Here is a 22,572-nt window from a genome sequence, read left to right on the forward strand (position 1 = left end):
GTTCTGTCGTGAAAGGTAAATACGTCGCGCATATAAATGTACACTTCGGTGACCGTCAGGCGGGTGCGCGTGTGTGCTATGCGATGATAAAAAAATCCACCAAGTGCGGCATAAAACGAAAAGGCACCAAGGGAACCATAGAGATCGTCCATCCAAAGCCCATTTGGGTGCGCTACGCCTTTAGGCCACATCAGGAATTTTGATATATTATCGCTATCAACGGAGTTTTTCTGATACTGATACTCTTGATGCCACTGCTGTATGTCTTCTCTGGATTTATTCCATGTATCCACATGGTATGGTGAAGGATCACGGCGGGAGCACATCAATTTTAAAATGTTATGCGCATCTAAATTAAATGGCTTTTCGTTTATAAGTTAATCGAATTTTTCCTTGGYGCGTGGATATTTCAATATCCAAGCCAACTTAAACATGGTTGTATCAACCATACTCGATGGGAACGGCTTGCAGTCTTGATTGATGCCTCTAATTGCCCCCTTGTCGGTGTTGGCATAGTTCAAATCACCGGCCAACCACTTGCGCATGACCTTAGCCGACATGGGCCATTCGATGCGCTCCATAGCGCCCGGTATATCTTGCAAGTCAAACAGTTTAACGCGTGGCTTTTTTACCGCTGGCGCAGCGGGTGCGGGGGCTGGTTTCGGTGGTGGTGGCGTATTCAGTCATTCGTGAAAGTCTAGAAAGCCTTCGATCAAGCTTTTCGGCGGGCGCCTGGGCTTTGGCGGCTTTTTTGGCGGAGGGGGCGGCGGTGGTTGATTTCGCAGCGGCGACGCGGTTCGATCCGTCGAAAGTGCGAATTCTTCTGCGTCTAAGACTGTGCAGGTCTTGCTGCCAAGATTCCACAGCGGACGAATGGTGCTTTTTTCTAAGAACGGAAATTGCTTTTCTGATGTATCCATAAAGACGAACTCCATCGACTAGCCTTCGCTTATAGCAGAGACGTCTGTGGAACAAAATCAGAAAATCCTATTTTGAAGGCAAAGAATGTAAATTCTTGCAAACAGGGGCGGCGCGTTGAATGAAGCGCGCCCGCGCTGGCTACGCGCAATAGGGCAGGCGCCCGCCGCATCATCGCTTCCGACTGCGGCTGTTGTGGTTTTGCTGGAACAGAGGCACTCACGGCTTATACCCCGTGCGGTGGCGCATACGGGCCACACACCAATCCACCCAAGATAAGCGTCAACAAGGTTTATAGGCAACGTCTATATCCGCCAGTCTACGCCCGGGCAAGCGCAGTACAACCTGGAAAGCCAGCGTCGGCAATATGGATTGGTGGATCGGGGCGGGGCCCGGGCACTGGGCTGGGAAGAGGTTGATGTCATTGGTGACGCGATCTGGGTTGCTCGGGATCGGGCATGCGCCGGCGCGGCTTTGAGCGCTTGCTTGGGCAGTTGCGCGACGGCACAGTGGGCGCGGTGTTTGCCATCGAAGCTTCGCGGCTGGCTCGCAATGGCCGCGACTGGCATACGCTGTTGGAGTTCTGCAGCCTGGTCAACGCCTTGCTGATTGACGCCGATTCCAGGAGGAATCTGGCAGGCATTTGCGAATGCTATTTCGATCGCGTCGTCGAACGGATCGGTACTGCTTTTCCCGATTCCATCCCTGATATCGATCGCCCGCAACGCAATTGACCCATGAGTCTGCAATCCGTAATGGCCTTCCTGGCGCAACGGATGCGGCCATCCGGATTTCGCCCGAGCACCCGGCGCGGCTCGTCAGGGCGCAGTGGGTAGATGTGGCGCAAAGGCCAGGCATGACGCCGGAAAACGCGCACGCAAAGCGGCTTCAAAAAGCACCTGATGTAACATGACTCCCCAATCTGCCCAAGGAGAGGGAATGTCTAAAGGTTTGGTATTGCTGGCCGCCGCGCTGACGGCGCAAGCGCTAATGCTTTCGGGTTGTGCCGGTGGCGTTAACGCGAGTTCCATACAGGCGTCGGAACCAAGGCGCGTGCATTCCAATGCCAGTGTCAGCGACCTGGTGCTGTGCCTGAAAGGCAGGCTGGGGGATGACGCCAGCGTGGTCGCATACCCGGAGCCGGGGCGGGTCGATATCCGGGTCGGGCGCGCCCAGGATTCCGATTACCGGTTTTTTCACCTGATCAGCTTGCGTCGGGCCCAGGAAGGCTCGGATGTCGAGATCCGCAGCGCGGATGAATGGCATCCCTGGCTGAGTGCCAGCCGGATAGCGGGGATGGTGGATGACTGTGTACCGGGAAAGGCGCGCTGAATAGCCTTTCCTCCATGCGCTCGCTGAAAGCGCGGCGCCTGCCGGGTCAGCGCTGCGTGGCGTGGGCCCGCGCGCTGTCCGCGTTGCCCGGATCCGCATGGCGGCCGGTGCGGCTGGTTCCGGGCGTATCGTCCGCCGCGCCGAAGCGGGGCGGGTAGAGCGGGTGCCGCAGTGCCGCGTAGACAAGCACGACGGTGGCAATGGCGGTGATCCAGTCGATCAGGTCTTTCATTGGCGTTCCTCCACGTTGCCTGCATGGCGCGGCAGTTCCGTATCCAATGACAGTAGCCAACCGGCGCGGCCCGGGCAACGAAGCTTTGGTGCAATCCATATGCGCTGGCGCCGCGGGGAACCTACAAGATCAGTTTATAGCCCTCATGGCTGGCCACAAAGCCGAGCCTTTCATAGAACCGGTGCGCGTCCGGACGGCCCTTGTCCGTAGTCAGCTGGACCAGCGCGCAGCCGCGAGCCCTGCACGCCGAGATTGCCCATTCGAGCATCTGTTGGCCAATCCGCGCGCTACGGTAGGGTGCGGCGATCCGGACTGCTTCGATCTGCCCCCGCCATGCCCCTCTCCGGGCAATGCCCGGTATGAACGATATCTGCAGTGTGCCGACTACCGCATCTCCATCCATGGCGACCACGAGACGCTGATTCGGGTCGGCTTCCACGGCTTTAAAGCCGGCAACGTATCGTTCGTCCAGGGGCGAACCGACAGTCTCCCGCTGGCTGCCAAGCGCATCGTCCGCCAGCAATCCGACGATGGCGGGAAGGTCGGCCGGCAATGCGGTGCGAAAAATGATGTGTTCCATATCTGAACCGTGGGGAGCGCTGGCGCCAGGGGAAAGGCAAGTATATCGTCGCATACTGAAGCCCCGGGCGATCGCCGGATCGCCCGGGGTTGCCGGCAAACCGCCTTCGCGACCCTGGCTCGCGAGGCGAGCCGTCATGCTGGGAGGCTGAAATGCGCAAGCTGTTCTTCACCACGGGATCGCCGTTCGCCCGCGCCGTGCGCATCGTGCTCGTCGAGAAGGGGCTGGATTTTGAGCGCGAGGAAACCTTCACGACGCCCAGCGTCGAGGAACGCGCGAGGATCACGCCAACCCTTCAGGTGCCTGCCCTGATCGACGGCAAGCTGACGCTATGGGACTCGGCCGTGATTCTGGATTACCTCATGTCGGCCTATCCGGTTGCGGCGGTGCCCGAAGGCATGCGGCCCCTGGCCGCCCGTTATGTGCGCTCCGGGGAAGAATGGCATGACAAGCTCGTTCTCGCCACGCTGCAAACCTTAGGCGTGTCGACGACGACGGTGTCGCAGCTGCAATGGTCCGGCATTCGCCACGAAGAAAACAGCCATGCGGCCCGGTGCGCCATTCGCAACCAGCATCTTCTCGATTGGTTCGAGTCTCAGCTCATCGGCACTGCGGACGGCTTTGTCCCTGGCGTGGTATCCGCCCAGGATATCCTGCTCGCCTGCATTTGCCAGTTCATTGAAACTCGCCCGTTGCGGTTGTCCTGGCGCGCTCCGGATCGCCCCAAACTCGTTTCGCTGATCGCTCGCATGGAACAGCGGCCGTCCTTCCAGCAGGAAGCCGCGCTTTGGTGGGAGCCAGGGGTCACTTACGCCACTGCCGCCGAGGTGGAGTGGGCGAAGCGAAAAACCATTTACAGTGGACCTGGCTTCAGCGAGTGGGCGTCACAGCGCGCGGATTAGCGAATCCGGCCCAGGCACCTGGCCCGACGCTTCAAGCGCCGTACTCGTCGCCGCTGGATGGGGCGTACGGTAAAACCTGCTCGTGTTCGTCGGGCAGGTTGCGCGCGACGATGGCTCTCGCGGCTATCGTCGCACTCAGGTTGAATTCCGGACAAACTGCGTCAATGCCGCGCCGGGCACGCGTGTTGCAGCCAGAGGATTTCAAACGCCTCGGGCGTCATCGCCACCCCGTCAAACTCCGGATCCGCGTTGATCTCGTCGAGAAGCGGTACGGGGACGAGCCCAAGGTGGGTTCTTCCGGTTGTTGCCCCGACGCTTGCGAAGCCTACGCTTCCATCCGGGAAGAACTCCAGTTTCCGGGTCTCGAAGCGCTTGCCATTGAGCTCCGACACAAGGCGAACCGGCTCCGAGGAAAGCTCGTGCCTCCAGATGACGTCGATGTATTCCACGGAAATCCCCCTTGGCGAAATGCAATCTAGTCCTTGCTGGTCGCTTTCGATCGTTACGGGTACGAATGCAGGTACGCCAGCAGGTCCTCGATCTGCCGCTCGTTGCCGAGTCCCCAAAAACGCATCTTGGTACCGGGTACAACCTTGCCCGGCGACCTGAGAAAATCGCTCAGCGTCTTTTCAGACCATACGATCCCTGATTTCTTCATTGCCGGAGAGTATGTGTAGTCGTTGGTTCCTCCGGCGGTCCTGCCAAAGATGGCATTGAGCTGGGGACCAAACGCACCGCGCGCGGATGGCCCGACGCTGTGGCAAGAGGCGCATCGCGTGGTGAACAACGCCTTTCCGGCCTGTACGTCCCCCGCAGCGTGCGCCGATGTTTGGATGGCTAGTGCCAGAGTCAACAATGCGGCTGTTTTCATGGCGCTTGTTCGGAATAGGGGAGGCGCAGCATTATATAGCGCCTCCTGGCACCGGAAAGAGCGCGTGCCGCTGACGCAGTATCAATGCAGCGCTTGCGTGGCCGGCGGGCGCTCAGGCGGAGACGAGGCCTCAGTCATCCCGCGTCAACACTTCGAGCAGCTCGATCTCGAAGATCAGGTTCGAGTTCGGCTTGATGTGAGCCCCGACCTGTCTCTCGCCATAGGCGAGATGGGCCGGCACATGCAGCTTGCGCTTGCCGCCGACTTTCATGCCCATCAGCCCGATATCCCAGCCTTTGATGACGCGCCCTGTCCCGATGACGCACTGGAAAGGCTTGCCGCGATCGTGGGAGGAGTCGAATTTGGTGCCGTCCTCCAGGTAGCCGGTGTACCGGGTGGTGATCAGGGCGCCCTTGACGACCGCTTTGCCGTCGCCGGGCTGGATATCTTCAACTTGTAGTTCGCTGCTCATCGCTTGCTCTCGTTCATGGTCCGACGAGGCAGAGTTTACAGCGACTGTGCCGCCGCGCTATCGCTGTTCGGGAGGGATCGTCGCGATGCCCGCGGAAAACCGCGCATGAGCGGAAGGATCCACCGGCCTGTGCTTGATCTTGGCGCTGGCGGGATCCTTGCCGAGGAAGTTGTCGTTCTTCCAGTTCTTCGATGGCCTGACTGGCCTTGGCGCGAAGCCGCCTCCACAATTTGGGCAGACATTGCCCAGGACTTCGTCCACGCATCCGGCACAGAATGTGCACTCATAGCTACAGATGCGTGCTTCCAGCGAAGCTGGCGGGAGCGCCTTGTTGCAGTGTTCGCAGGTTGGCCTGAGTTCCAGCATGTTCCCTTCCTCCGTATCGGTAGCCGCGTTAGCCGTGATAGCCGAAGCGGTAAATTCGCTGCCATACTAACCACAAGCAAGATCGGCTGCTATTCGAAAAATGGACAAATATGGAAAAAAATGTGCCATGAAGCGTATCTATCTTGTACTGCCACCGAATGTACACATCCTCGATCTCGGCGGACCGATGCAGGTCCTCGGCTCGGTGGCGGCGCTTGGCATTTCGCCAGTCGAACTGGTCTGCGTGGGGCCGCTGAAGGAACTGACAAGTTTCCAGGGTCTGGCGCTCAGCGCGGTGCGGCCTTTGCCAGCCCGGCTGGTGGCCGGCGATGTCGTCATCGTGGTGGGTTTCAAGCTGGCGGTTAGCGCGCTGTCCACGCCGGAACAGCAGCAGATCGTCCGTTGGCTGCAAACCGTGGCGAAGCCCCGGCTCGGCGAGATCACGCTTGCCAGCGTCTGCACCGGCGCCTTCCTGCTCGGGGAGGCCGGCCTGCTCGACGGCCGCAACTGCACCACGCACCATGATCACCTGGCGCGGCTGCAGCAGCGCCATCCGCTGGCCCGCGTGCTGTCCAACCGGCTGGTGGTCGACGATGGCGCGCTGATCACCTCGGCGGGTGTCGCGGCGGGCATCGACCTCGCGCTGCACCTGATCCGGCATCGGTTCGGCACGGCCGCCGCTATCCGCGTCGCGCGGGAGAACGTGGTCCCGTTCCGCCGGCTGGGCCAGGACCCGGCGCTTGAGGTGCCGCTGCGCTACCGCGATCACCATCATCCGGTCATCCATGCCGTGCAGGACTTCCTGACCGGGCAGCCGGCCAGCGCGTTGCCATATCGTGAGCTGGCCGAACGCTTCGCACTGAGCTATCGGCATCTGGCCAGGCTGTTCCAGCAGGAGTGCGGCGTTACCCTCAAGCAATACCAGCAGCAGCTACGGCTCGATCTGGCGCGCCGGCTGTTGAAGGACAGCGACTGGGCCGTGGAGATCGTTGCCGAGCGTTGCGGCTTTGCCAGTCCGCAGGCCTTCCGCGCGGCGTGGCGGCGGGAGGAGCCGGTTGCGCCCTCGCTCTGGCGGGCGCAACCTTGACGCCGCCTGGCTTATTGCGCGCCGTGCTCGCCCAGTGCCGGAACGTGGTCGTCGCTTGCCGGCAAGCCAAGGGAGAATTTGACGGGGAAGCCGAGCGTGATGGCTTGCTCCCCCGGCAATGCACGGATCATGCCGCGTGCCTGCACATGCGGGTCGGCAAACAGCTCCTGCGCGCTTAGCGAAGGAGAGAAGGGAAGGTCCACCGCAGYGAAGGCGTCGGCCCACTCCGCGAGCGTTCGTGTCAGGAAGATGCCCGTGAGCAGGCCGTTCACCTCTGGCTTGTGCTGCTGTCGGCCCGCGCGGGAACTGAACCGGGCATCGAGCAGCGCCGGGAACGCGGCGCCAAGGGCATCGCACAGGTTCAGCCAGAACTTGTTTTCGAGGATGCCCATGGCAAGGTGCCGGCCATCGCGTGTCTCGAAGATATCGTTGTCCGGCATCACGGTGGGCGATTCCTGGGGGCGATCCTCGTAGCCGCGCGCGGCCCATGCGCCATGCGCGGTCCAGGACAGGATGGCATCATGGATCGAGACATCGAGATGCTGGCCGTGGCCATTCTGGCGCGCGCTCATGATGGCCACCGCCAGCGAGAGCGCGGCGTAGCCCGAGGCCGCGTAGTCGGAGACGCGGGCACGCGGGCGCGAGACCTTGTCCGCCACCTGGACCGGGACGGACCAGTAGCCCGCCAGGGCGAGATAGTTCAGGTCGTGGCCGGCATGGTCGGCATAGGGGCCGGTCTGGCCGAAGCCGGAGATGGAGCACAGCACGATGGCGGGATTCACTTCCGCGAGCATGTCATAGCCCAGGCCGAGACGCTGCATCACGCCGGGCCGGAAGCCTTCGACAACGGCGTCCGCATCCCGCACCAGGCCGAGGAATGCGCTACGCCCTTCCGCGGATTTCAGGTCGAGCGCGATGGATTGCTTGCCGCGATTGAACTGGGCAAACACCGCGGGGCCGAGTTGCCGGGAGGTGTCGCCAATGCCGGGCTGCTCCACCTTGATGACATCCGCGCCGAGTTGCAGGAGCAGGCTGGTGGCGTGCGGGCCCGGCAGCAACTGGCTGACATCGATGATCTTGACGTCCTTGAGGCAGGACCACTCTGGTTTCATGGTGCTTTCCGGGTGAGGTGGATTYAGCTTACGTCGCCGTTCATGCCGATCGAGCGGATCAGCGTGCCGTAGCGGGCGCTGTCGGCGGCTACCGCTGCGTTGAACTGGGCCGGGGAGGCGCTGCGGCGCAGCTCGCCCGCGTTGGCCTTGATCTGCGCATCGAGGCGCCCGCTGGCCTGCAACTCGCTGACGGCGGCAAAGAGCCGCTGGGTGAGTTCGGCGGGAAGGCGCGCGGGGGCAAACAGGCCGGTCCAGTTATCGAGGACGAAGCCGGGCGGCATGGCCTCGGCAAACGTCGGTACCTCAGGGAAATAAGCCGAGCGCGCGGATGACGACACCGCCAGCGCCCGGACCTGCCCGTTGCGCAGGTATTGGGTCGCGGTGCTCAGCACGGGCATGCCGAACTGGGTCTGGCCGCTGAGCATGGAGGTAATGATCTCTGTCGCACCCTTGTACGGGATATGGACGGCTTCGGTGCCGGTCTGGTGCAGCAACGTTTCGACGGCCAGATGCGCGATGCTGCCTTTGCCGCCCGATCCGTAGTTGAGCTTGCCGGGGGCGCGTTTCATCGCGGCGATCAGGTCGCCCRCGGTCTTGTAGGGCGCATCCGCGGGGACCACGAGCGCGGTCGGCCCGCCGGAGATCGCCGCGATGGACGTGAAATCGTGCGCGGGATCGTATGGCATGTTGCGATACATATGCACATTGATGACATGCGTATTCGCGAGAATGCCGAGCGTGTATCCGTCCGCCGCGGCGCGCTTCAGGGCGCCGGCGCCGATGATGCCGCCGGCGCCGGGCATGTTCTCGACCACCAGCGGCTGACCCAGTTGCCGCCCCAGTTCGGCCGCCAGCGTCCGCGCGATATTGTCGGGGGCGCTGCCTGCCAGGAACGGGACGATCAGGCGGATGGGACGGTTGGGATAGGCGGCGGCGCGCGCCGGGGCCAGCACGCTGCTCAAGGCGGCCGCGCTTGCCGCGGCAAGCCAGGTTCGGCGGTTCATGGGTTGTCTCCTTTTTGGGGCCGCGCAGTCTTGCCGCGCCGGCTCGTCAACGTTTGCTTGTGCCTGCCCGCTCAAGCTTGCGCCTGCATGGGCTCGAGAATTGCCCGGGCGATGGTATTGCGCTGGATCTCGCTGGTGCCAGTGAAGATCCGGAACATGCGCAGCTTGCGGAAGGCCTGCTCGACCGGATGCCCTCGGGTGACACCGACATTGCCGTGGATCTGCACGGCTTTGTCGGCTACCTCGAAGCAGCGCTCGGAGATATAGAGCTTGCACGCCGCGGCCTTCATGCGCAGGTCGGCACCGCTATCGGCCAGCGCCGCCGTCTGCGCGATCATGCTCTCGCAAGCCCACAGCGCGGCGGCCATGTCCGCCAGCATGTGCTGGATTGCCTGGAAGCGCGCAATGGGTCCGCCGAACTGGCGCCGCTTGCCGGCGTATTCGAGCGAGGCTTGATAGGCCGTGGTGGCCAGCCCCAGCATGGTAGGGCAGTGCAGCAGCCGGTTGACGTTGATCCGCGACATGCCGAGCTTGAAGCCGTTGCCTTCTCCGCCAAAGATATTGGCGCGCGGCACCCGTACATTGGTGAACTCGATATCCGCATCGATATGCTGGCCCGACATCGGCACGTATTCGGTACTGACCTTGACGCCGGGCAGGTCCAGGTCGATCAGCACGGCCGTGATGGCCGGCGGCGAGGCTGTGGCATCGGTCACGCACATGACGATGGCGAAATCGGCGAATGGCGCACCGCTGATGTAGTGCTTGCGGCCATTGACGACCAGCTCGTCGCCATCCGCCACGGCGGTGGTCGAGATGCTCTGGGCGTCCGAGCCGGAATGCGGCTCGGTGAGGGCAAAGCAGGTCGACTTCTCGCCCCGGATCACCGGCTGGAAGTAGCGCGCGAGCTGTTCGGGCGTCGCGTACTTGAGCATATTGCCGACGCGCGGCGGGCCGCCCAGGTCCCCCAGCACATGCGGCGCCAGCACGGCGCCGCTGGCGGCCAGGTCCGCTTTCAGCGCGCACTGCTCGGCGATATTCAGGCCCTTGCCGCCCAACTGGACCGGCAGGCAGGCGGCATAGAGCCCCAGCTCGCTGGAACGGCGCCACACGCCGCGCAGCACATCCCTGGGCCAGACGTCTTCCGAGCCGAGGCCAAGCTCCCGTTCCAGCGGCAGCAATTCCTCGTCGATATAGCGGCGGATCGCGGCGCGGGTCTCGATGAGCGTGGGGTTGGTCAGATGGTCGAACATGGCGATTCTCCTTAATTCACGCGGCGGGACACGCCTTGCCAGTACGGCTCGCGTACCAGTTTCCGGGCAAGTTTTCCGCTGGCGTTCTTGGGCAGGTCGGCAACGAAGTCGATGGATCGCGGCGACTTGTAGTCCGCGATCCGTGCGCGGCAGTGCGCGATGAGGTCGTCGGCGCTGGCTTGCCGGCCGGGCCTGAGCGCGACGACAGCCTTGACGCTTTCGCCCCATGTGTCGTCAGGCACGCTGATCACGCAGGCTTCCATCACGTCGGGGTGCAGGTACAGGGTAGCCTCGACCTCGGTCGGGTACACATTGAAGCCGCCGGAGATGATCATGTCCTTCTTGCGGTCGACCAGGTAGATGTAGCCTTGCTCGTCGACTCGGGCCAGGTCGCCCGTGCGCAGCCAGCCGTCGGCAAGCGCCTCGCGCGTCAGCGCCGGCTCGCCCCAGTAGCCCTGGAACACATCCTCGCCGCGGATCACCAGTTCGCCGATTTCGTCACCGCGCACTTCACGTCCCTGCTCGTCGACCACGCACACCTGCGTCTCACCGAGGGCCCGGCCGCAGGACGCCAGCCGTTCGGGCCGGTGCGCCATTGCCTCGGCATGGTCGGCTGTGGAGAGGCGGGTCACGCCGGAGGTGGACTCGCTCGCCCCGTAGCCTTGCGAGAGGATGGGGCCGATACGCTCCCATGCCTCGCGGATACGGGCCGGCGCCATCGGCGCGGCGCCGTAGGCCAGCGTCTTGAGGCTGCTCAGGTCGGCGCTGGCCAGGGTTGGCTCGGCCAGCAGCATGTTGATCATGGCCGGCACCATGAACACATGGGTGATGCGCAGCCTGGCCACTTCCGCCAGGAAATGCGCGGGCTCGAATTTGTCGAACAGGACCAGGGTCGCGCCGGTGTACAGGTAGGGCTGCATTAACATGCCTGAGGCGTGCGTGACCGGCCCGATCAACGCCAGGCGATCGCCGGGCCGGGCGGGGTTGTCCATGCCGAGCAGCATCTTGCGCAGCGCCGCGAGGCGGTTGCCGTAGCTCTGCATGGCCGCCTTGATCTTGCCGGTGGAGCCCGAGGAGAAATGCAATACGGCGAGGTCATCGGAGAGCGGCGCGGCATCGACGGGTGCATCGCTTGCGCCTGACAGCAGCGACTCGTAGTCGGCATAACCTGCTGCGGGGCCGCCGATGGCGATGAAGGTCTCCACCGACCCGAAGCCCGCGGTTGCCGGGGAGTAGCCGGTATAGCCCGGCCCCGCGATCATGACCCGGGGCGTGCAGTTCTCGGCGACATCCGAGGCTTCCGCGGCGGTGAAGCGCGGGTTCAGCGCCGCCTTGACGAGGCCGGCCTTATACAGGGCGCACTCGATCTCGACCAGTTCCGTACGGTTGCGAGACTGAATCGCCACGCGGTCGCCCTTGACCAGGCCGAGGCCCAGCAGCGCGTTGGCCAGGCGGTTGGAGCGCTCGTCCAGCTGGCGGTAGGTCAGGACCCGGTCCTGATAGAGGACCGCGGCGTGGTCCCCCCAATAGCGTGCGGCGCGGCGCAGGAAGAAAGCGAAACCCATTTTGTGTCTCCGTGGTGATTCTTTGCCGTAGTCTGTAAGATGCGTGGCATCACCACAATGCCGTACTGGCTATAAAGACATAACCAACAGGAATGTCAGAATGGAGACGAGGGATCTTGAGTACGTGCTGGCTGTGGATGCCCACGGCGGCATCGGCCGCGCCGCGGAGTCGCTGGGCATCAGCCAGCCAGCCCTGACCAAGGCGGTGCAGCGGGTGGAAGGGCAGATCGGCCTGCCCCTGTTCGAGCGCACGGTCCACGGCATGACCCCGACGCAAGCCGGCGCGCAGTTTATCGAACGCGCCCGGAGAATCCGGCTGGAGTATGAGGATGCGCTCAAGGAGATGCAAGGCATCCGGACCGGCGAGCAGGGCATCCTGCGCCTGGGCTATTCGCCTTCCATACCCAACGCGCTCTTCCTGGGCGCCTGCCGCCAGCTTGTGAAGGAGCGGCCGGTCGCCAGGCTTCGCCTGCGCAGGCGCATGGCGCGGGAACTGATGGATCTGCTGCTGGCGGGCGAACTGGACCTTGCCGTCGCGCCGATGCAGAAGCAGCGCGCGAGCGAGTTCGCGGTGGAAGAATTGTTCGACGACCGCCTTGTCGTCGTGGCTGATGGCGCGCACCCGCTGCTGCGCCGGCGCAAGGTGAGGCTGGCGGATCTGGTGGGCCAGGAATGGTTGCTTCCCGCGCCGCATATCGCCCTGCGGCAGCAGGTCGACGCGGCCTTTCGCAAGCAGGGGCTTGCCGAGCCGAACTTGCGGATCGAGACTGATTTTGGCAGCGCTTCGTTGTTCCAGCTGGTGAGGGGCACGCAGATGTTGAGCRTGTCGGGCGGGGATTCGGAGGCGATGCAGATTGGCCTGCGGCCGTTGAACCTGGGGCTTGAAGAGCTGGATTTGCGCCGGCGCGTGGGGGTGATCTCGCGGGCTGGGGCTTATCTTTCGCCGCTTGCGCAGCGGATGACGGTGTTGTTGCGGGAGCAAAGCGGTCAGGGGGGGGATTTGTAGGCGCCCGCAGGGCGGGGGGGCTCTATATGTGTGGCTGATTGCTGTGTTCCTGCCCGGCAACTGCAACTGCTTAACGTCAACGGCTTAAGGTCAAAGGCGGTTTCACCCCCCTGCGGGGGGCGACCTACTTTTCCTTACGCGCAAGATTCAGGATAGCCAGGTCTCTGCGCAGATCGTCCTTGATGCCCTGGAAGGACAGGTTCTCGTCCTGCAACCTGCGGATCAGCGTCCGCGAGGACATGTGGAGCTTGCTCGAAACGTCGTCCAGTGTTCGCCCCAGGTCCGCATACAGTAGCTCGCGCACCTTCAGTCGCATGACGTGCTCGTGATAGGAGGTGAAGATCCAATCACGGGGCGCTCGTTTCAGGAATTCGCGTACGTCGGCCGTGTTGCGTTCCGCCCGAATTCTTCCAAGCTCCGCGCGGAACGTGATATGTGAGAACTGCCCCCCAAAATCAATGGGGGCCGGGAAGAGAATCGGATAGTCGGCTGCAAAGGAGGGGCGTTGGAAAACAAACACCACCCTCTGCACGGGGACCTCCCGACCGACGAGCCATGAAACAATGCCGTGCGTGAGTTTCAATATCAAGGCATGGCCGAAGCGGTTCACGCCAATCTTCGTGGAGCGGGGAATCAACTCCAGGCTCATGCTGTCTCCAGCTTGCGCGAGATTCAGGCGGTAGTCGTCCAACAGCAAATTCCAGACCTGCGTGAAACGGTACAGCGCCACACGGATCGTTGGCGCATCCATTACTGCACGGACGATGTACTTCAGGGACCCGGTCCGTATGGGACGGCTCCATAGCCCCATCATTTCGTCACCTGTCGCGGCGGCGCTCTCCTGGTACAGCCTGACGAGTTGATCGTGCGTGAGTCGGGAGGCGGGATGGCTGATGAACTCCTTGACAATACCTGCCTGCTTCAAACACTCGTCCAGAGTCGGCTCTGAGCACAAGGCTCGCAAGCTCAGCAGTAAGTCTTGCACCAGTTCGAGCGAGACCGTTGCCGTTGACACGGATCCAGCCGCCTTGTCCGTCCGACCTCCATTTGCTGTGATGCTCAAGCTGTCCATGGCACCCTCGCGCAGCAGCAAGGGCCGCCGGTCCCACGCGCCAGCGCCGCGTGTTTGAAGGCAAAGGGGGATTGCAGTGCCGCAAAAATGCCCGCTTGATCCCTTCCTGGTGAACGCATCCGCTTGCGCCTCCTGAGGCGGCCTCTTCCTGTTGAACTGAGCAATACCGGTTTCCGGACCGACCGGGGCATGCGCGCCTTGGCGCAGCCCTTCCCCCAGTCTACCTGAGTCCGCTCCGTTGGCTAGTCGAATGTTGGCAGTTTTTGCATATTCGCCGTCGCCATTGGCAATTGGGGGATGGAACGAAGCCACCTATTCTTCGGTGAAAGGAAAAGGAGACGACAACATGGTGCAACCGGGAAACATGATGCGCATGCCCTTGCTCATCAATTCAATCCTCACACATGCCCTGGAAAGCAGTGCGGATCAGGAGATCGTGACCGCGCTTGATGACGGTAGCCTGCATACGTACACATACCGGGAGTTTGGGCGCAGAGTGAAGGATCTGGCTGTCGGCATGGGGCATCGAGGATTGCTCCCGGGCCATCGCGTGGCGACATTGGCATGGAATACCTATCGCCACTTGGAGATCTACTATGCCACCGCCGGCATCGGAGCGATCTGCCATACGGTCAATCCACGCCTGAGTCGCGAGCAGATCGAGTTCATCATCAACGACGCCCAGGATGTCGTGGTGTTCTACGACGGGCACTTCGCAGAATTGGTTGAGCAACTGGAGCCGCGGTGCCCGTCGGTGGCACATTGGGTTCTGCTCAACGAGGACGCCGATCAAGACCATGCCGGGATGCACTACGGCGCCTGGTTGGGAAACGACGTTCGAAATTTCGAGTGGCTGGAGTTCGACGAGGACACTGCATGTGGGCTGTGCTACACGTCTGGCACCACCGGGGCGCCGAAGGGCACGCAGTACTCTCACCGATCGACCGTTCTGCATGCCTATGCATCCAGCCATCCAAACGCGCTGGCGATCTCCTGCAGCGATGCGGTCATGCCGCTGGTTCCGATGTTCCACGTCAATGCGTGGGGATTGCCGTACTCCTCCCTGATGTCCGGGGCCAAGATCGTCCTACCCGGATCGAACATGCAGGGCGAGCGGCTCTACGCCTTGTGCGAGCGTGCCGGCGTGACGCTATCGGCGGGTGTGCCGACGGTATGGAAAGGGGTGCTGGACCATGTCGAAAGCCGGGCACTGACATTTAGCACGCTCCAGCACATCGTCATCGGTGGCGCCGCGTGCCCGCCGCACATGATTGCATCCTTTCGCGCACGTAACGTGACAGTGCGCCACGCGTGGGGCATGACGGAGGTCTCGCCGCTGGGAACCGTCTGTCAGCTACTACCCAAGCACGCGTCGCTGCCCGGCGACGAGACGCTGCAGGTGCTTGCATCGCAGGGGCGGCCGCTGTTCGGCGCACGCTTCAAGGTTGTCGATGAGGAAGGTAAGCGGTTGCCCCATGATGGGGTGTCCACCGGGCACCTCATGGTCCAGGGCAACTGGGTCATCTCCCACTACTACGGCAAAGCCGAGCCCGCCACCGAGGACGGCTGGTTCCGCACTGGCGATGTCGGAAGCATCGATGCGGATGGCTACATGCGCATCACGGATCGCAGCAAGGATGTCATCAAGTCCGGGGGCGAGTGGATCTCGTCAATCGAGATAGAGAACATTGCGATGGAGGAACCCGGCATCGAACTGGCGGCCTGCATCGCCGAGTCAAGCGAGAAATGGGGCGAGCGCCCGGTTCTGTTTGTCGTCCCCAAACCGGAAGGTTGCCTGTCTGCCGAGCAGATCCTCGCACGCTATCAGGGGCGCGTCGCGAAATGGTCGATTCCCGACAAGGTCGTGTTCATCGAGCGCATGCCGATGACGGCCACAGGAAAGATACAGAAAGCGGCGCTTCGCTCGTTGCCGCTGCCGACCAAACCTCAATAGCACGACGGTCGTGCTCCTCCCCCTTCATCCATTCCAAAGGAGTCGTTCCATGACTGAACCCTTCTTGCTGACGTCCGAGCAGGGCAACATCGGCATCATCACGCTCAACAAGGCGCGCAAGCGCAATGCACTGGACGAGCGCGCAATCGCCGAGATCGACGCCTATTTCTCCAGCATCCCCAGCCACATCCGCGCCATTCTCATGACGGCGCAGGGAGATCATTTCTGTGCCGGTCTGGATCTCAAGGAACACCACGATAAGGAGCGCAGCCCGGTTGACTTCATGCGCGTGTGCCAGGGATGGCATCGGGCTTTCGACAAGATCCAGCACGGTGGCGTCCCTGTCATCGCTTGCTTGCAGGGGGCCGTGGTGGGCGGCGGTCTGGAACTGGCAAGCGCCGCGCACGTGCGTGTTGCCGACAAGAGCACCTTCTTTGCATTGCCAGAGGGGACGCGCGGCATTTTCACCGGCGGAGGGGCGACGGTACGCACCGCCAAGATCATCTCGGCCACCCGGATGGTGGAAATGATGCTGACCGGGCGTGTGCTGGATGCAGAAGAAGGCGAGCGCCTGGGCCTGGCCCACTACGTCTGCAATACCGAGGCCAACCCCAAATCGGCGTACGACCTGGGCCTGGAGCTGGCGCGGAGGATCGCAAGCAACGCGGTGCTGTCGAACTACGCGATCGTCAGTTCCATCAACCGTATCGCCGACATGGCATCGACCGAAGGGCTGTTCGCCGAAGGGCTGATGGCCGCTGTCGTGCAAACCGGGCGAGACGTGCAAGAGCGGCTGGGCGAGTTCGTGGACAAGAAGGCCTACAAGGTTCGGCCGAATGGCTGATCGGCGTCAGCGTGTGGATGCAGGAAAAAAAAGACGACAAGGACGGAGACAAACAATGCTATCGAATGAAGAGATCTGCCGGCGACTTCCCGGCCACCCCGACTATGAGCGGCTGAAGACGCTGCGCCGGCGCGTGGCCTTCTGGTTCGCCGGTGTGTGCCTTGTGCTCTGCATGGGGTTCATACYGACTGCCGTGCTTGCGCCAGCACTCTTGGCGGTTCCTTTGAGCAGCAAGGGCACGTTGACCAGCGGTCTGCTGTGCGCAACCGGTCTGATCCTGTTGTCGTGGCTCCTGACGGGCGCCTACATCCATATCGCCAACACCCAGTTCGACAAGATGTGCGAACGCCTGATCTCAATGGTGCGCACATGAACACGGAAGCCATCCTGATTTTCGGCGGCTTCGTCGCCGTCACGCTCGGCATAACGTACTGGGCGTCGCACAAGACACGATCGACTTCGGACTTCTACACCGCCGGTGGCGGTATCACCGGGACGCAGAATGGGCTGGCCATTGTGGGCGACTACATGTCTGCCGCAACGCTGCTGGGGATATCCAGCCTGGCCTTTTCCAACGGGTTCGACTCGCTGATCTATGCGGTGTGCGCATTCATGGGCTGGCCCATCATCATGTTCCTGGTCGCCGAGCGCCTGAGAAACCTGGGCCGCTACACCTTGAGCGACATCGTTTCCTTCCGTCTCGACGAACGCAGCACGCGGATCTTCAGTGCCATCAGTTCGTTGACCGTGGTGCTGTTCTATCTCATTGTCCAAATGGTCGGCGCGGGTCAACTAGTGCAGTTGCTGTTCGGAATCGACTACACCTATGCCGTTATCAGCGTTGGCATCCTGATGATGGTCTATGTCGTCGTCGGGGGCATGGTTGCCACGACCTGGGTGCAGATCATCAAGGCCATCCTGATGCTCGGCAACGGCGTCCTCCTGACGGCGCTGGCGCTGAACTACTTCGACTTCGACTTCTCCGCGCTTGTCGCAACTGCGGCGAATAACCACCAGGCCGGCGAGGCGATAAAGGGTCCCTGGAAGCTGATGGGCAATCCGGTCTCCGGCCTGTCGCTGGCGCTCTCCCTGGTCTTCGGGATCGCCGGGCTGCCCCACATCATGATGCGCTTCTTCACTGTGCCGGACGCGCGTGCCGCCCGCAAGTCGGTATTCGTGGCCACGGGATTGATGGGGGTGTTCTTTGTCATCATCTGTTTCCTCGGCCTGACCGCCATGGCGATCCTGCCGAACTATCCGTCGTTCTATATCGATGGCAAGGTCGGTGGCCCGGTGCTGGGCGGCTCAAACATGCCGATCATGCACCTGGCCACGGCGCTAGGAGGCAATCTTCTGTTCGGACTGCTCGCCGCCGTGTCGTTCGCCACCATTCTCGCCGTGGTCAGTGGCCTGACGCTGGCGGGAGCGTCCGCCATAGCACACGACCTGTACGCCAAAGTGCTGCGCTGCGATGATGTTTCACCATCCGAGGCGATGCGGGTGAACCGTATGGCGTCGATAGGCATCGGCGTCGTCGCCATCGTCCTGGGCCTGCTCTTTCGCGATCAGAACGTTGCATTCCTGGTGGCCTTGGCCTTCAGTATCGCAGCATCCGCCAACTTCCCCGTATTGCTCATGTCGATGTACTGGCGCGGCCTGACCACCCGGGGGGCGCTGGCCGGAGGCATCGTTGGCCTGGGCGTGGCCTTGACCCTGGTTGTGCTGTCGCCGGCGGTGTGGGTGCGCATCTTCGGGTTCGCCACGCCGCTTTTCCCATATGACTATCCCACGCTGTTCTCGATGCCGCTGGCTTTCCTGATGATCGTTGTCGTGTCCCTGACGGATCGCACCAGGCGGGCCTCACTTGACCGAGCAGGATTCCCGGCGCAAGAGGTGCGCGCCGAGACGGCGGTGGGGATTTCGGCAGTGTCCCACTAAACCCGGCATCGGCGACTGCCCACCTTGCTGAGGCACACCAGGATGTGCCTCCTTCCTGCCCACGGGTCAGGCGCCGACCATGATGCCCGAGATCGCGCCTGTTCCCTTGTGTGGACGCGCCAAGGCGCAGGGCCTGCCCAATTCAAGGATTTATTCTTTCTCCAGCGAGAACTTCATCATGACAGAGACCAGAAACAACAGCGAAATCACCCATTACATCGGAGGCGCGCTCACTGCGGGTGGTGGCACCCGGACTCAACCCATCTACAATCCCGCGACCGGCGCTGTCAGTCGTCACGTGCGCCTTGGCAATCAGCAGGATTTGGAGGCTGCAGTTGCTTCCGCCCGGATGGCATTTCCATCTTGGGCAGATACCCCGCCAATTCGGCGCACCCGGGTGCTGTTCAAGTTTCTGGAACTGCTGGGCCGAAACAAAGATGCACTTGCTGCACTCATCACGGCCGAGCATGGAAAGGTCTTCACCGATGCCCAGGGTGAAGTGGCGCGTGGTATCGACATTGTCGAGTTCTCGTGCGGCATCCCCCAGCTTCTCAAGGGAGATTTCACCGATCAGGTCAGCACCGGCATCGACAACTGGACGTTTCGACAACCGTTGGGTGTCGTCGCCGGGGTTACGCCATTCAACTTTCCGGTCATGGTGCCAATGTGGATGTTCCCAGTAGCCATCGCGGCGGGCAACTGCTTCGTGCTCAAGCCCAGCCCCATCGACCCCAGCCCGAGTCTGTTCATCGCAGATTTGTTGAAGCAGGCCGGCCTGCCTGACGGCGTGTTCAATGTGGTGCAGGGGGACAAGGAGGTCGTGGATGCGCTACTGGTGCACCCGGATGTGAAGGCGGTGTCTTTCGTCGGCTCTACGCCGATCGCGAATTACATCTACGAGACGGGCGCACGCCACGGCAAGCGGGTACAGGCGCTCGGCGGGGCCAAGAACCATATGGTGGTGATGCCCGATGCCGATGTCGATCAGGCGGTGGATGCCCTGATCGGAGCGGGCTATGGTTCAGCCGGCGAGCGTTGCATGGCGATTTCGGTGGCGGTACTCGTGGGGGATGTGGCTGACAAGATCATGCCGAAGCTGGTGGAGCGCACCAAAGCACTGAAGGTGCTCGACGGTACCAACCTGGAAGCTGAAATGGGGCCCATCGTGACCCCCGCGGCGCATGCGCGCATCACTGGCTACATTGAGCAAGGAGTCAAGGAGGGAGCGCAGTTGCTGGCCGATGGCCGGACGTTCAAATACTCGACCGCCGGCATGGGCTGCGATGGGGGGTTCTGGCTTGGAGGAACCCTCTTCGATCATGTCACGCCCGAAATGAGCATCTACCGGGAAGAGATCTTCGGTCCGGTGTTGTCGTGCGTTCGCGTGACCGATCTTGCTGCTGCAGTGCAACTCATCAACGACCATGAGTTTGGCAACGGCGTTGCGTGCTTTACCCGTGATGGCAATGTGGCCCGCGAATTTTCTCGGCGCATTCAAGTCGGGATGGTGGGCATCAACGTGCCTATTCCAGTGCCGATGGCCTGGCACGGGTTCGGTGGGTGGAAGAAGAGCCTGTTTGGCGATATGCACGCCTACGGCGAGGAAGGGGTTCGTTTCTACACCAAGCAGAAGTCCATCATGCAACGCTGGCCCGAAAGTATTAGCAAAGGCGCAGAGTTTGTCATGCCGACATCCAAGTAGGTTGAACCCTCTTTTCCGCTCTTTTTGCCCGCCGACGAGGCGCCCCATGCGGCCTGGTACACCTTGACGGCTCGCTTCGCATCGCGCCGGGGTGTGGCCCGTCCTTGGGGGCGCGCCACACGGCTGCATCGAGTCGTGATCTGGCGCCATCGCTCTTCTTTGCTCCGGCTGCCTGCCTACCCCAACAGCAGCACTGCGCCGCAGCCCGTCAGCGCCAGCGTCCATACGCGGTCGAGGTTGATCCATCCCGTGCGCAGGAAGGCTATGCCGACGCGGTCGTAGACCAGCAACGCTACGGTGCCGATAGCGAGGAGCATGGTCAGCGTATGCAATCCCAGCGCCAGCAGCGCCGGCATCAGCGGGCCACTGGCGGCCGGCCCGCCGGCCACGGCGCTGCACACCGGCAGCAGCGCCGGCACCAGCATCAAGCCCGCCCCATGCGTGCCGGCCATCAGGAATGACCACAGCGCCAGCCCGGCCATGCCGGCCTGCATGCCCACGCGCGGATGCTGGCGGTGGCCGCGCAGGGCGTGCCAGCCGGCCCAGGCGATCAGCACCGCGCCACCGGCGCGCGCCAGCCATTGGGGATCGAGCAGGCTGCCGAGCGTGAGCGTGGCGGCCAGTACCAGGGCTACCGCCAGCGCATGGCCAAGCGCGATCGGCAGCAGTGCCAGCAGCACTACCTTGCGCCGTCCGCGATGCAGCCCGAGCGCTACCGCGAACAGCCAGCCCATCGCGGGATTGATGCCGTGGAACAGACCCAGCGCGGCGATGGCCAGCCAGGGCCACCAGAGTGGCCACAGCGTGGCGAAGTGCGTGCCCAGCGGCACGCCCGAGGTGGCGGGCATGGCGGGGCCGCTATGGGTAGCAGTACGAATCCGACGAGCAGTCGCCGCCTTGCAGCCTGACCTGGTGCGGACGATGGCCCGCCGGCCAGCGCAGGAAGAAGCGCGGGTCGAACGCGATGCCGCCTTCGGGCGCGGCGTCCAGCTTGACCATCCAGCCGTCGATCCCCTCCGGGTAGAACTGCGGATCGACCGCGCCGTAGAGCGAGTTGGTGAAGTAGACGCGGCGCCCGTCGCGGCTGACTTCCACCATCTGCGGGCCGCCGTTGAGCGCGGCGCCGCCGGCGCCGGGATGCGTGGCGCGCGAGACGATACCGCCAATGCGCACACGCCCCCTCTGCTTCGGTGCGAACGGGTCGGAGACGTCGTACTGCAGCAGGTCGCCGGTGCCCCAGCACGCGACATAGAGGAAGCGGTCGTCCATCGACAGGTCGATGTCGCTGACCAGCGGCGGCACCGCCTTGAAGCCCTTGAGGATGGGCGGCAGCAGATCCGGGTCCGCCGGCTCGGCGGGAATATCGATCACCTTGCGCACTGCCCACTTGCCGCTGTCCCGGTACCAGACCCAGATCGATGAAGACAGGTCCTTCAGGCTGATCACGCAATTGACGAAGCCGTACGCCTTGGTGGGGTCGTGCGCGGGGCGCAGCTCGAACACGAGCTGGTACTCCTCGCCGAAGTCGATCTCCTGCAAGTGCTTGCGTCTGGTGAGATCCCAGAAATGCAGGCGGCGGCCGTAGCGCGAGCCAAGCAGGATCTCGGGCACCAGGCCGTCCTCGATCATGTCGGGCGTGCCCCATTCGCTGGTGACCAGCGTGTCGTAGCCGAGGTGCCACCAGCCGTCATAGGCAAAATACTGCGGGCCGCGTTCCACCTCCCACCGCCCGAGCGGCTCGAAGCCCTGCTGGTCCAGCAGCAGGATGCCGCCCGGCCCCTTGCCCTCGGCATTGCCCAGCGCCGTCACGTAGATACCGGCGGGGCCGCAGTGCACGGTGTGCGGGCGCGTATAGCCGGTGCGTTCGGCCAGATCGGCGGGCTCGATGATCTTGGCGATGGCCGGCCGCCGCGGGTCGGGCTGGGTGTCGATGATGTAAATGCGCGACGAACGCAGGCCCGGCACCACGAGGTAGCGCCGTTCCATATGCGGGTGCGGGGCATTCGGGCAGAGGCAGGAAGAGCAGGCGTTCCAGCCGAAGTGATGCAATTCGTCGCCCGCATACGGCATGGGCAACTGCCCGACGATGGTGGCATAGGTCCCGGATGCGGGATCGACGTCGACCACGGCAATGCCGTCGGGCTGGGTACGCGTGGGATCGAACATCGCCACATAGGCGAGTGCCTCGGGCGGCGCCTTTGCTGCCAGGCGGGGCGATGGGTAAAAGCTGGGGTCGGGCTTCCAGGTTGCCATGATGCGCCTCCTCGTACCTAGCCGTGAACCTTGCTGGATAACACTGGCTTAGAACTATAGGACACATCGCGGCAGGCTGAGCCACGCCAGGCACGGGGGATGGACGCCG

Annotated in this window: 24 protein-coding genes and 1 pseudogene; 10 read left to right on the forward strand and 15 right to left on the reverse strand. The window is 62.9% G+C overall.

The annotated features are described in order from the left end of the window. Both AC1DKD_RS13320 and AC1DKD_RS13325 read right to left on the reverse strand, forming a co-directional pair. Positions 1-581 (reverse strand): annotated as a pseudogene (locus AC1DKD_RS13320) (DUF6402 family protein); the annotation flags it as partial. A 102-nt stretch (positions 582-683) separates the two neighbouring features. Next, entirely contained in the window at positions 684-935 is a 252-nt protein-coding gene (locus AC1DKD_RS13325) for a hypothetical protein (protein ID WP_441625173.1), read from the reverse strand. A gap of 441 nt (positions 936-1,376) precedes the next feature. On the opposite strand from AC1DKD_RS13325, the gene AC1DKD_RS13330 reads away from it, so the two are divergent. After that, positions 1,377-1,652, forward strand: a complete 276-nt coding sequence (locus AC1DKD_RS13330) for a recombinase family protein (protein WP_441625175.1) — start codon at positions 1,377-1,379, stop codon at positions 1,650-1,652. Positions 1,653-1,827: 175 nt separating this feature from the next. Further along, on the forward strand, positions 1,828-2,250 hold the full coding sequence (locus AC1DKD_RS13335; protein ID WP_441625177.1) for a hypothetical protein: 423 nt from the start codon (positions 1,828-1,830) through the stop codon (positions 2,248-2,250). A gap of 46 nt (positions 2,251-2,296) precedes the next feature. Here the strand turns inward: AC1DKD_RS13335 and AC1DKD_RS13340 are convergent, their stop codons facing one another. Together AC1DKD_RS13340 and AC1DKD_RS13345 are read right to left on the reverse strand one after the other, a co-directional pair. After that, positions 2,297-2,482, reverse strand: a complete 186-nt coding sequence (locus tag AC1DKD_RS13340; protein ID WP_441625179.1) for a hypothetical protein — start codon at positions 2,480-2,482, stop codon at positions 2,297-2,299. Positions 2,483-2,603: 121 nt separating this feature from the next. Next, entirely contained in the window at positions 2,604-3,062 is a 459-nt protein-coding gene (locus AC1DKD_RS13345) for a GNAT family N-acetyltransferase (protein WP_441625181.1), read from the reverse strand. Positions 3,063-3,214: 152 nt separating this feature from the next. Between AC1DKD_RS13345 and AC1DKD_RS13350 the strand changes: the two genes are divergently transcribed. Beyond that, positions 3,215-3,964 carry a glutathione S-transferase family protein gene (locus AC1DKD_RS13350; RefSeq protein WP_441625183.1) on the forward strand — a complete coding sequence of 250 codons (750 nt, stop codon included), beginning with the start codon at positions 3,215-3,217 and terminating at the stop codon, positions 3,962-3,964. Positions 3,965-4,125: 161 nt separating this feature from the next. Here the strand turns inward: AC1DKD_RS13350 and AC1DKD_RS13355 are convergent, their stop codons facing one another. The 4 genes from AC1DKD_RS13355 to AC1DKD_RS13370 form a co-directional block, all read right to left on the reverse strand. Then, on the reverse strand, positions 4,126-4,413 hold the full coding sequence (locus AC1DKD_RS13355) for a DUF6881 domain-containing protein (RefSeq protein ID WP_441625185.1): 288 nt from the start codon (positions 4,411-4,413) through the stop codon (positions 4,126-4,128). A 53-nt stretch (positions 4,414-4,466) separates the two neighbouring features. Beyond that, positions 4,467-4,835 carry a c-type cytochrome gene (locus tag AC1DKD_RS13360; protein ID WP_441625187.1) on the reverse strand — a complete coding sequence of 123 codons (369 nt, stop codon included), beginning with the start codon at positions 4,833-4,835 and terminating at the stop codon, positions 4,467-4,469. Positions 4,836-4,965: 130 nt separating this feature from the next. Further along, the gene (locus AC1DKD_RS13365; protein WP_441625189.1) at positions 4,966-5,307 is read right to left on the reverse strand and encodes an FKBP-type peptidyl-prolyl cis-trans isomerase; all 342 of its coding nucleotides are present in this window, start codon (positions 5,305-5,307) and stop codon (positions 4,966-4,968) included. 57 nt (positions 5,308-5,364) lie between these two features. Then, entirely contained in the window at positions 5,365-5,673 is a 309-nt protein-coding gene (locus tag AC1DKD_RS13370; RefSeq protein WP_441625191.1) for a DUF1272 domain-containing protein, read from the reverse strand. A 127-nt stretch (positions 5,674-5,800) separates the two neighbouring features. Between AC1DKD_RS13370 and AC1DKD_RS13375 the strand changes: the two genes are divergently transcribed. Then, complete coding sequence (locus tag AC1DKD_RS13375) at positions 5,801-6,760, forward strand: GlxA family transcriptional regulator (RefSeq protein ID WP_441625193.1); 960 nt, start codon at positions 5,801-5,803, stop codon at positions 6,758-6,760. An 11-nt stretch (positions 6,761-6,771) separates the two neighbouring features. Here the strand turns inward: AC1DKD_RS13375 and AC1DKD_RS13380 are convergent, their stop codons facing one another. The 4 genes from AC1DKD_RS13380 to AC1DKD_RS13395 form a co-directional block, all read right to left on the reverse strand. Further along, a complete protein-coding gene (locus AC1DKD_RS13380; protein WP_477143365.1) occupies positions 6,772-7,872 on the reverse strand; it encodes a CaiB/BaiF CoA transferase family protein in 1,101 nt (366 codons plus the stop codon). Positions 7,873-7,895: 23 nt separating this feature from the next. Continuing rightward, complete coding sequence (locus AC1DKD_RS13385) at positions 7,896-8,876, reverse strand: tripartite tricarboxylate transporter substrate-binding protein (RefSeq protein ID WP_477143370.1); 981 nt, start codon at positions 8,874-8,876, stop codon at positions 7,896-7,898. Positions 8,877-8,947: 71 nt separating this feature from the next. After that, positions 8,948-10,129: an acyl-CoA dehydrogenase family protein gene (locus AC1DKD_RS13390; RefSeq protein WP_441625199.1), complete on the reverse strand. Its 1,182-nt coding sequence runs from the start codon at positions 10,127-10,129 to the stop codon at positions 8,948-8,950. An 11-nt stretch (positions 10,130-10,140) separates the two neighbouring features. Continuing rightward, positions 10,141-11,694 carry an AMP-binding protein gene (locus AC1DKD_RS13395; RefSeq protein ID WP_441625201.1) on the reverse strand — a complete coding sequence of 518 codons (1,554 nt, stop codon included), beginning with the start codon at positions 11,692-11,694 and terminating at the stop codon, positions 10,141-10,143. Between the two features lie 100 nt (positions 11,695-11,794). Here AC1DKD_RS13395 and AC1DKD_RS13400 point away from each other — a divergent pair, with 100 nt between their 5' ends. Next, positions 11,795-12,700, forward strand: a complete 906-nt coding sequence (locus tag AC1DKD_RS13400) for a LysR family transcriptional regulator (RefSeq protein WP_477143366.1) — start codon at positions 11,795-11,797, stop codon at positions 12,698-12,700. 124 nt (positions 12,701-12,824) lie between these two features. Here the strand turns inward: AC1DKD_RS13400 and AC1DKD_RS13405 are convergent, their stop codons facing one another. Beyond that, positions 12,825-14,084: an AraC family transcriptional regulator ligand-binding domain-containing protein gene (locus tag AC1DKD_RS13405; RefSeq protein ID WP_477143367.1), complete on the reverse strand. Its 1,260-nt coding sequence runs from the start codon at positions 14,082-14,084 to the stop codon at positions 12,825-12,827. Positions 14,085-14,118: 34 nt separating this feature from the next. Here AC1DKD_RS13405 and AC1DKD_RS13410 point away from each other — a divergent pair, with 34 nt between their 5' ends. The 5 genes from AC1DKD_RS13410 (at position 14,119) to AC1DKD_RS13430 (ending at position 20,210) form a co-directional block, all read left to right on the forward strand. Continuing rightward, positions 14,119-15,726 (forward strand): long-chain-fatty-acid--CoA ligase, encoded by a 1,608-nt coding sequence (locus AC1DKD_RS13410; protein WP_441625308.1) that lies wholly within the window; start codon positions 14,119-14,121, stop codon positions 15,724-15,726. Between the two features lie 49 nt (positions 15,727-15,775). Then, positions 15,776-16,570: a crotonase/enoyl-CoA hydratase family protein gene (locus AC1DKD_RS13415; protein ID WP_441625207.1), complete on the forward strand. Its 795-nt coding sequence runs from the start codon at positions 15,776-15,778 to the stop codon at positions 16,568-16,570. A gap of 55 nt (positions 16,571-16,625) precedes the next feature. Further along, positions 16,626-16,943 (forward strand): DUF485 domain-containing protein, encoded by a 318-nt coding sequence (locus AC1DKD_RS13420; RefSeq protein ID WP_477143368.1) that lies wholly within the window; start codon positions 16,626-16,628, stop codon positions 16,941-16,943. After that, entirely contained in the window at positions 16,940-18,508 is a 1,569-nt protein-coding gene (locus tag AC1DKD_RS13425) for a sodium:solute symporter family transporter (protein WP_441625211.1), read from the forward strand. Before AC1DKD_RS13420 ends, AC1DKD_RS13425 begins: the two co-directional genes overlap by 4 nt. Positions 18,509-18,686: 178 nt before the next feature. Further along, a complete protein-coding gene (locus tag AC1DKD_RS13430; RefSeq protein WP_441625310.1) occupies positions 18,687-20,210 on the forward strand; it encodes a CoA-acylating methylmalonate-semialdehyde dehydrogenase in 1,524 nt (507 codons plus the stop codon). 176 nt (positions 20,211-20,386) lie between these two features. Here the strand turns inward: AC1DKD_RS13430 and AC1DKD_RS13435 are convergent, their stop codons facing one another. Further along, on the reverse strand, positions 20,387-21,058 hold the full coding sequence (locus AC1DKD_RS13435; protein WP_441625213.1) for a hypothetical protein: 672 nt from the start codon (positions 21,056-21,058) through the stop codon (positions 20,387-20,389). Positions 21,059-21,068: 10 nt separating this feature from the next. Continuing rightward, a complete protein-coding gene (locus AC1DKD_RS13440) occupies positions 21,069-22,463 on the reverse strand; it encodes a selenium-binding protein SBP56-related protein (protein WP_441625215.1) in 1,395 nt (464 codons plus the stop codon). Positions 22,464-22,572 lie beyond the last annotated feature (109 nt).

Source organism: Cupriavidus sp. 05T313 (assembly GCF_056396665.1).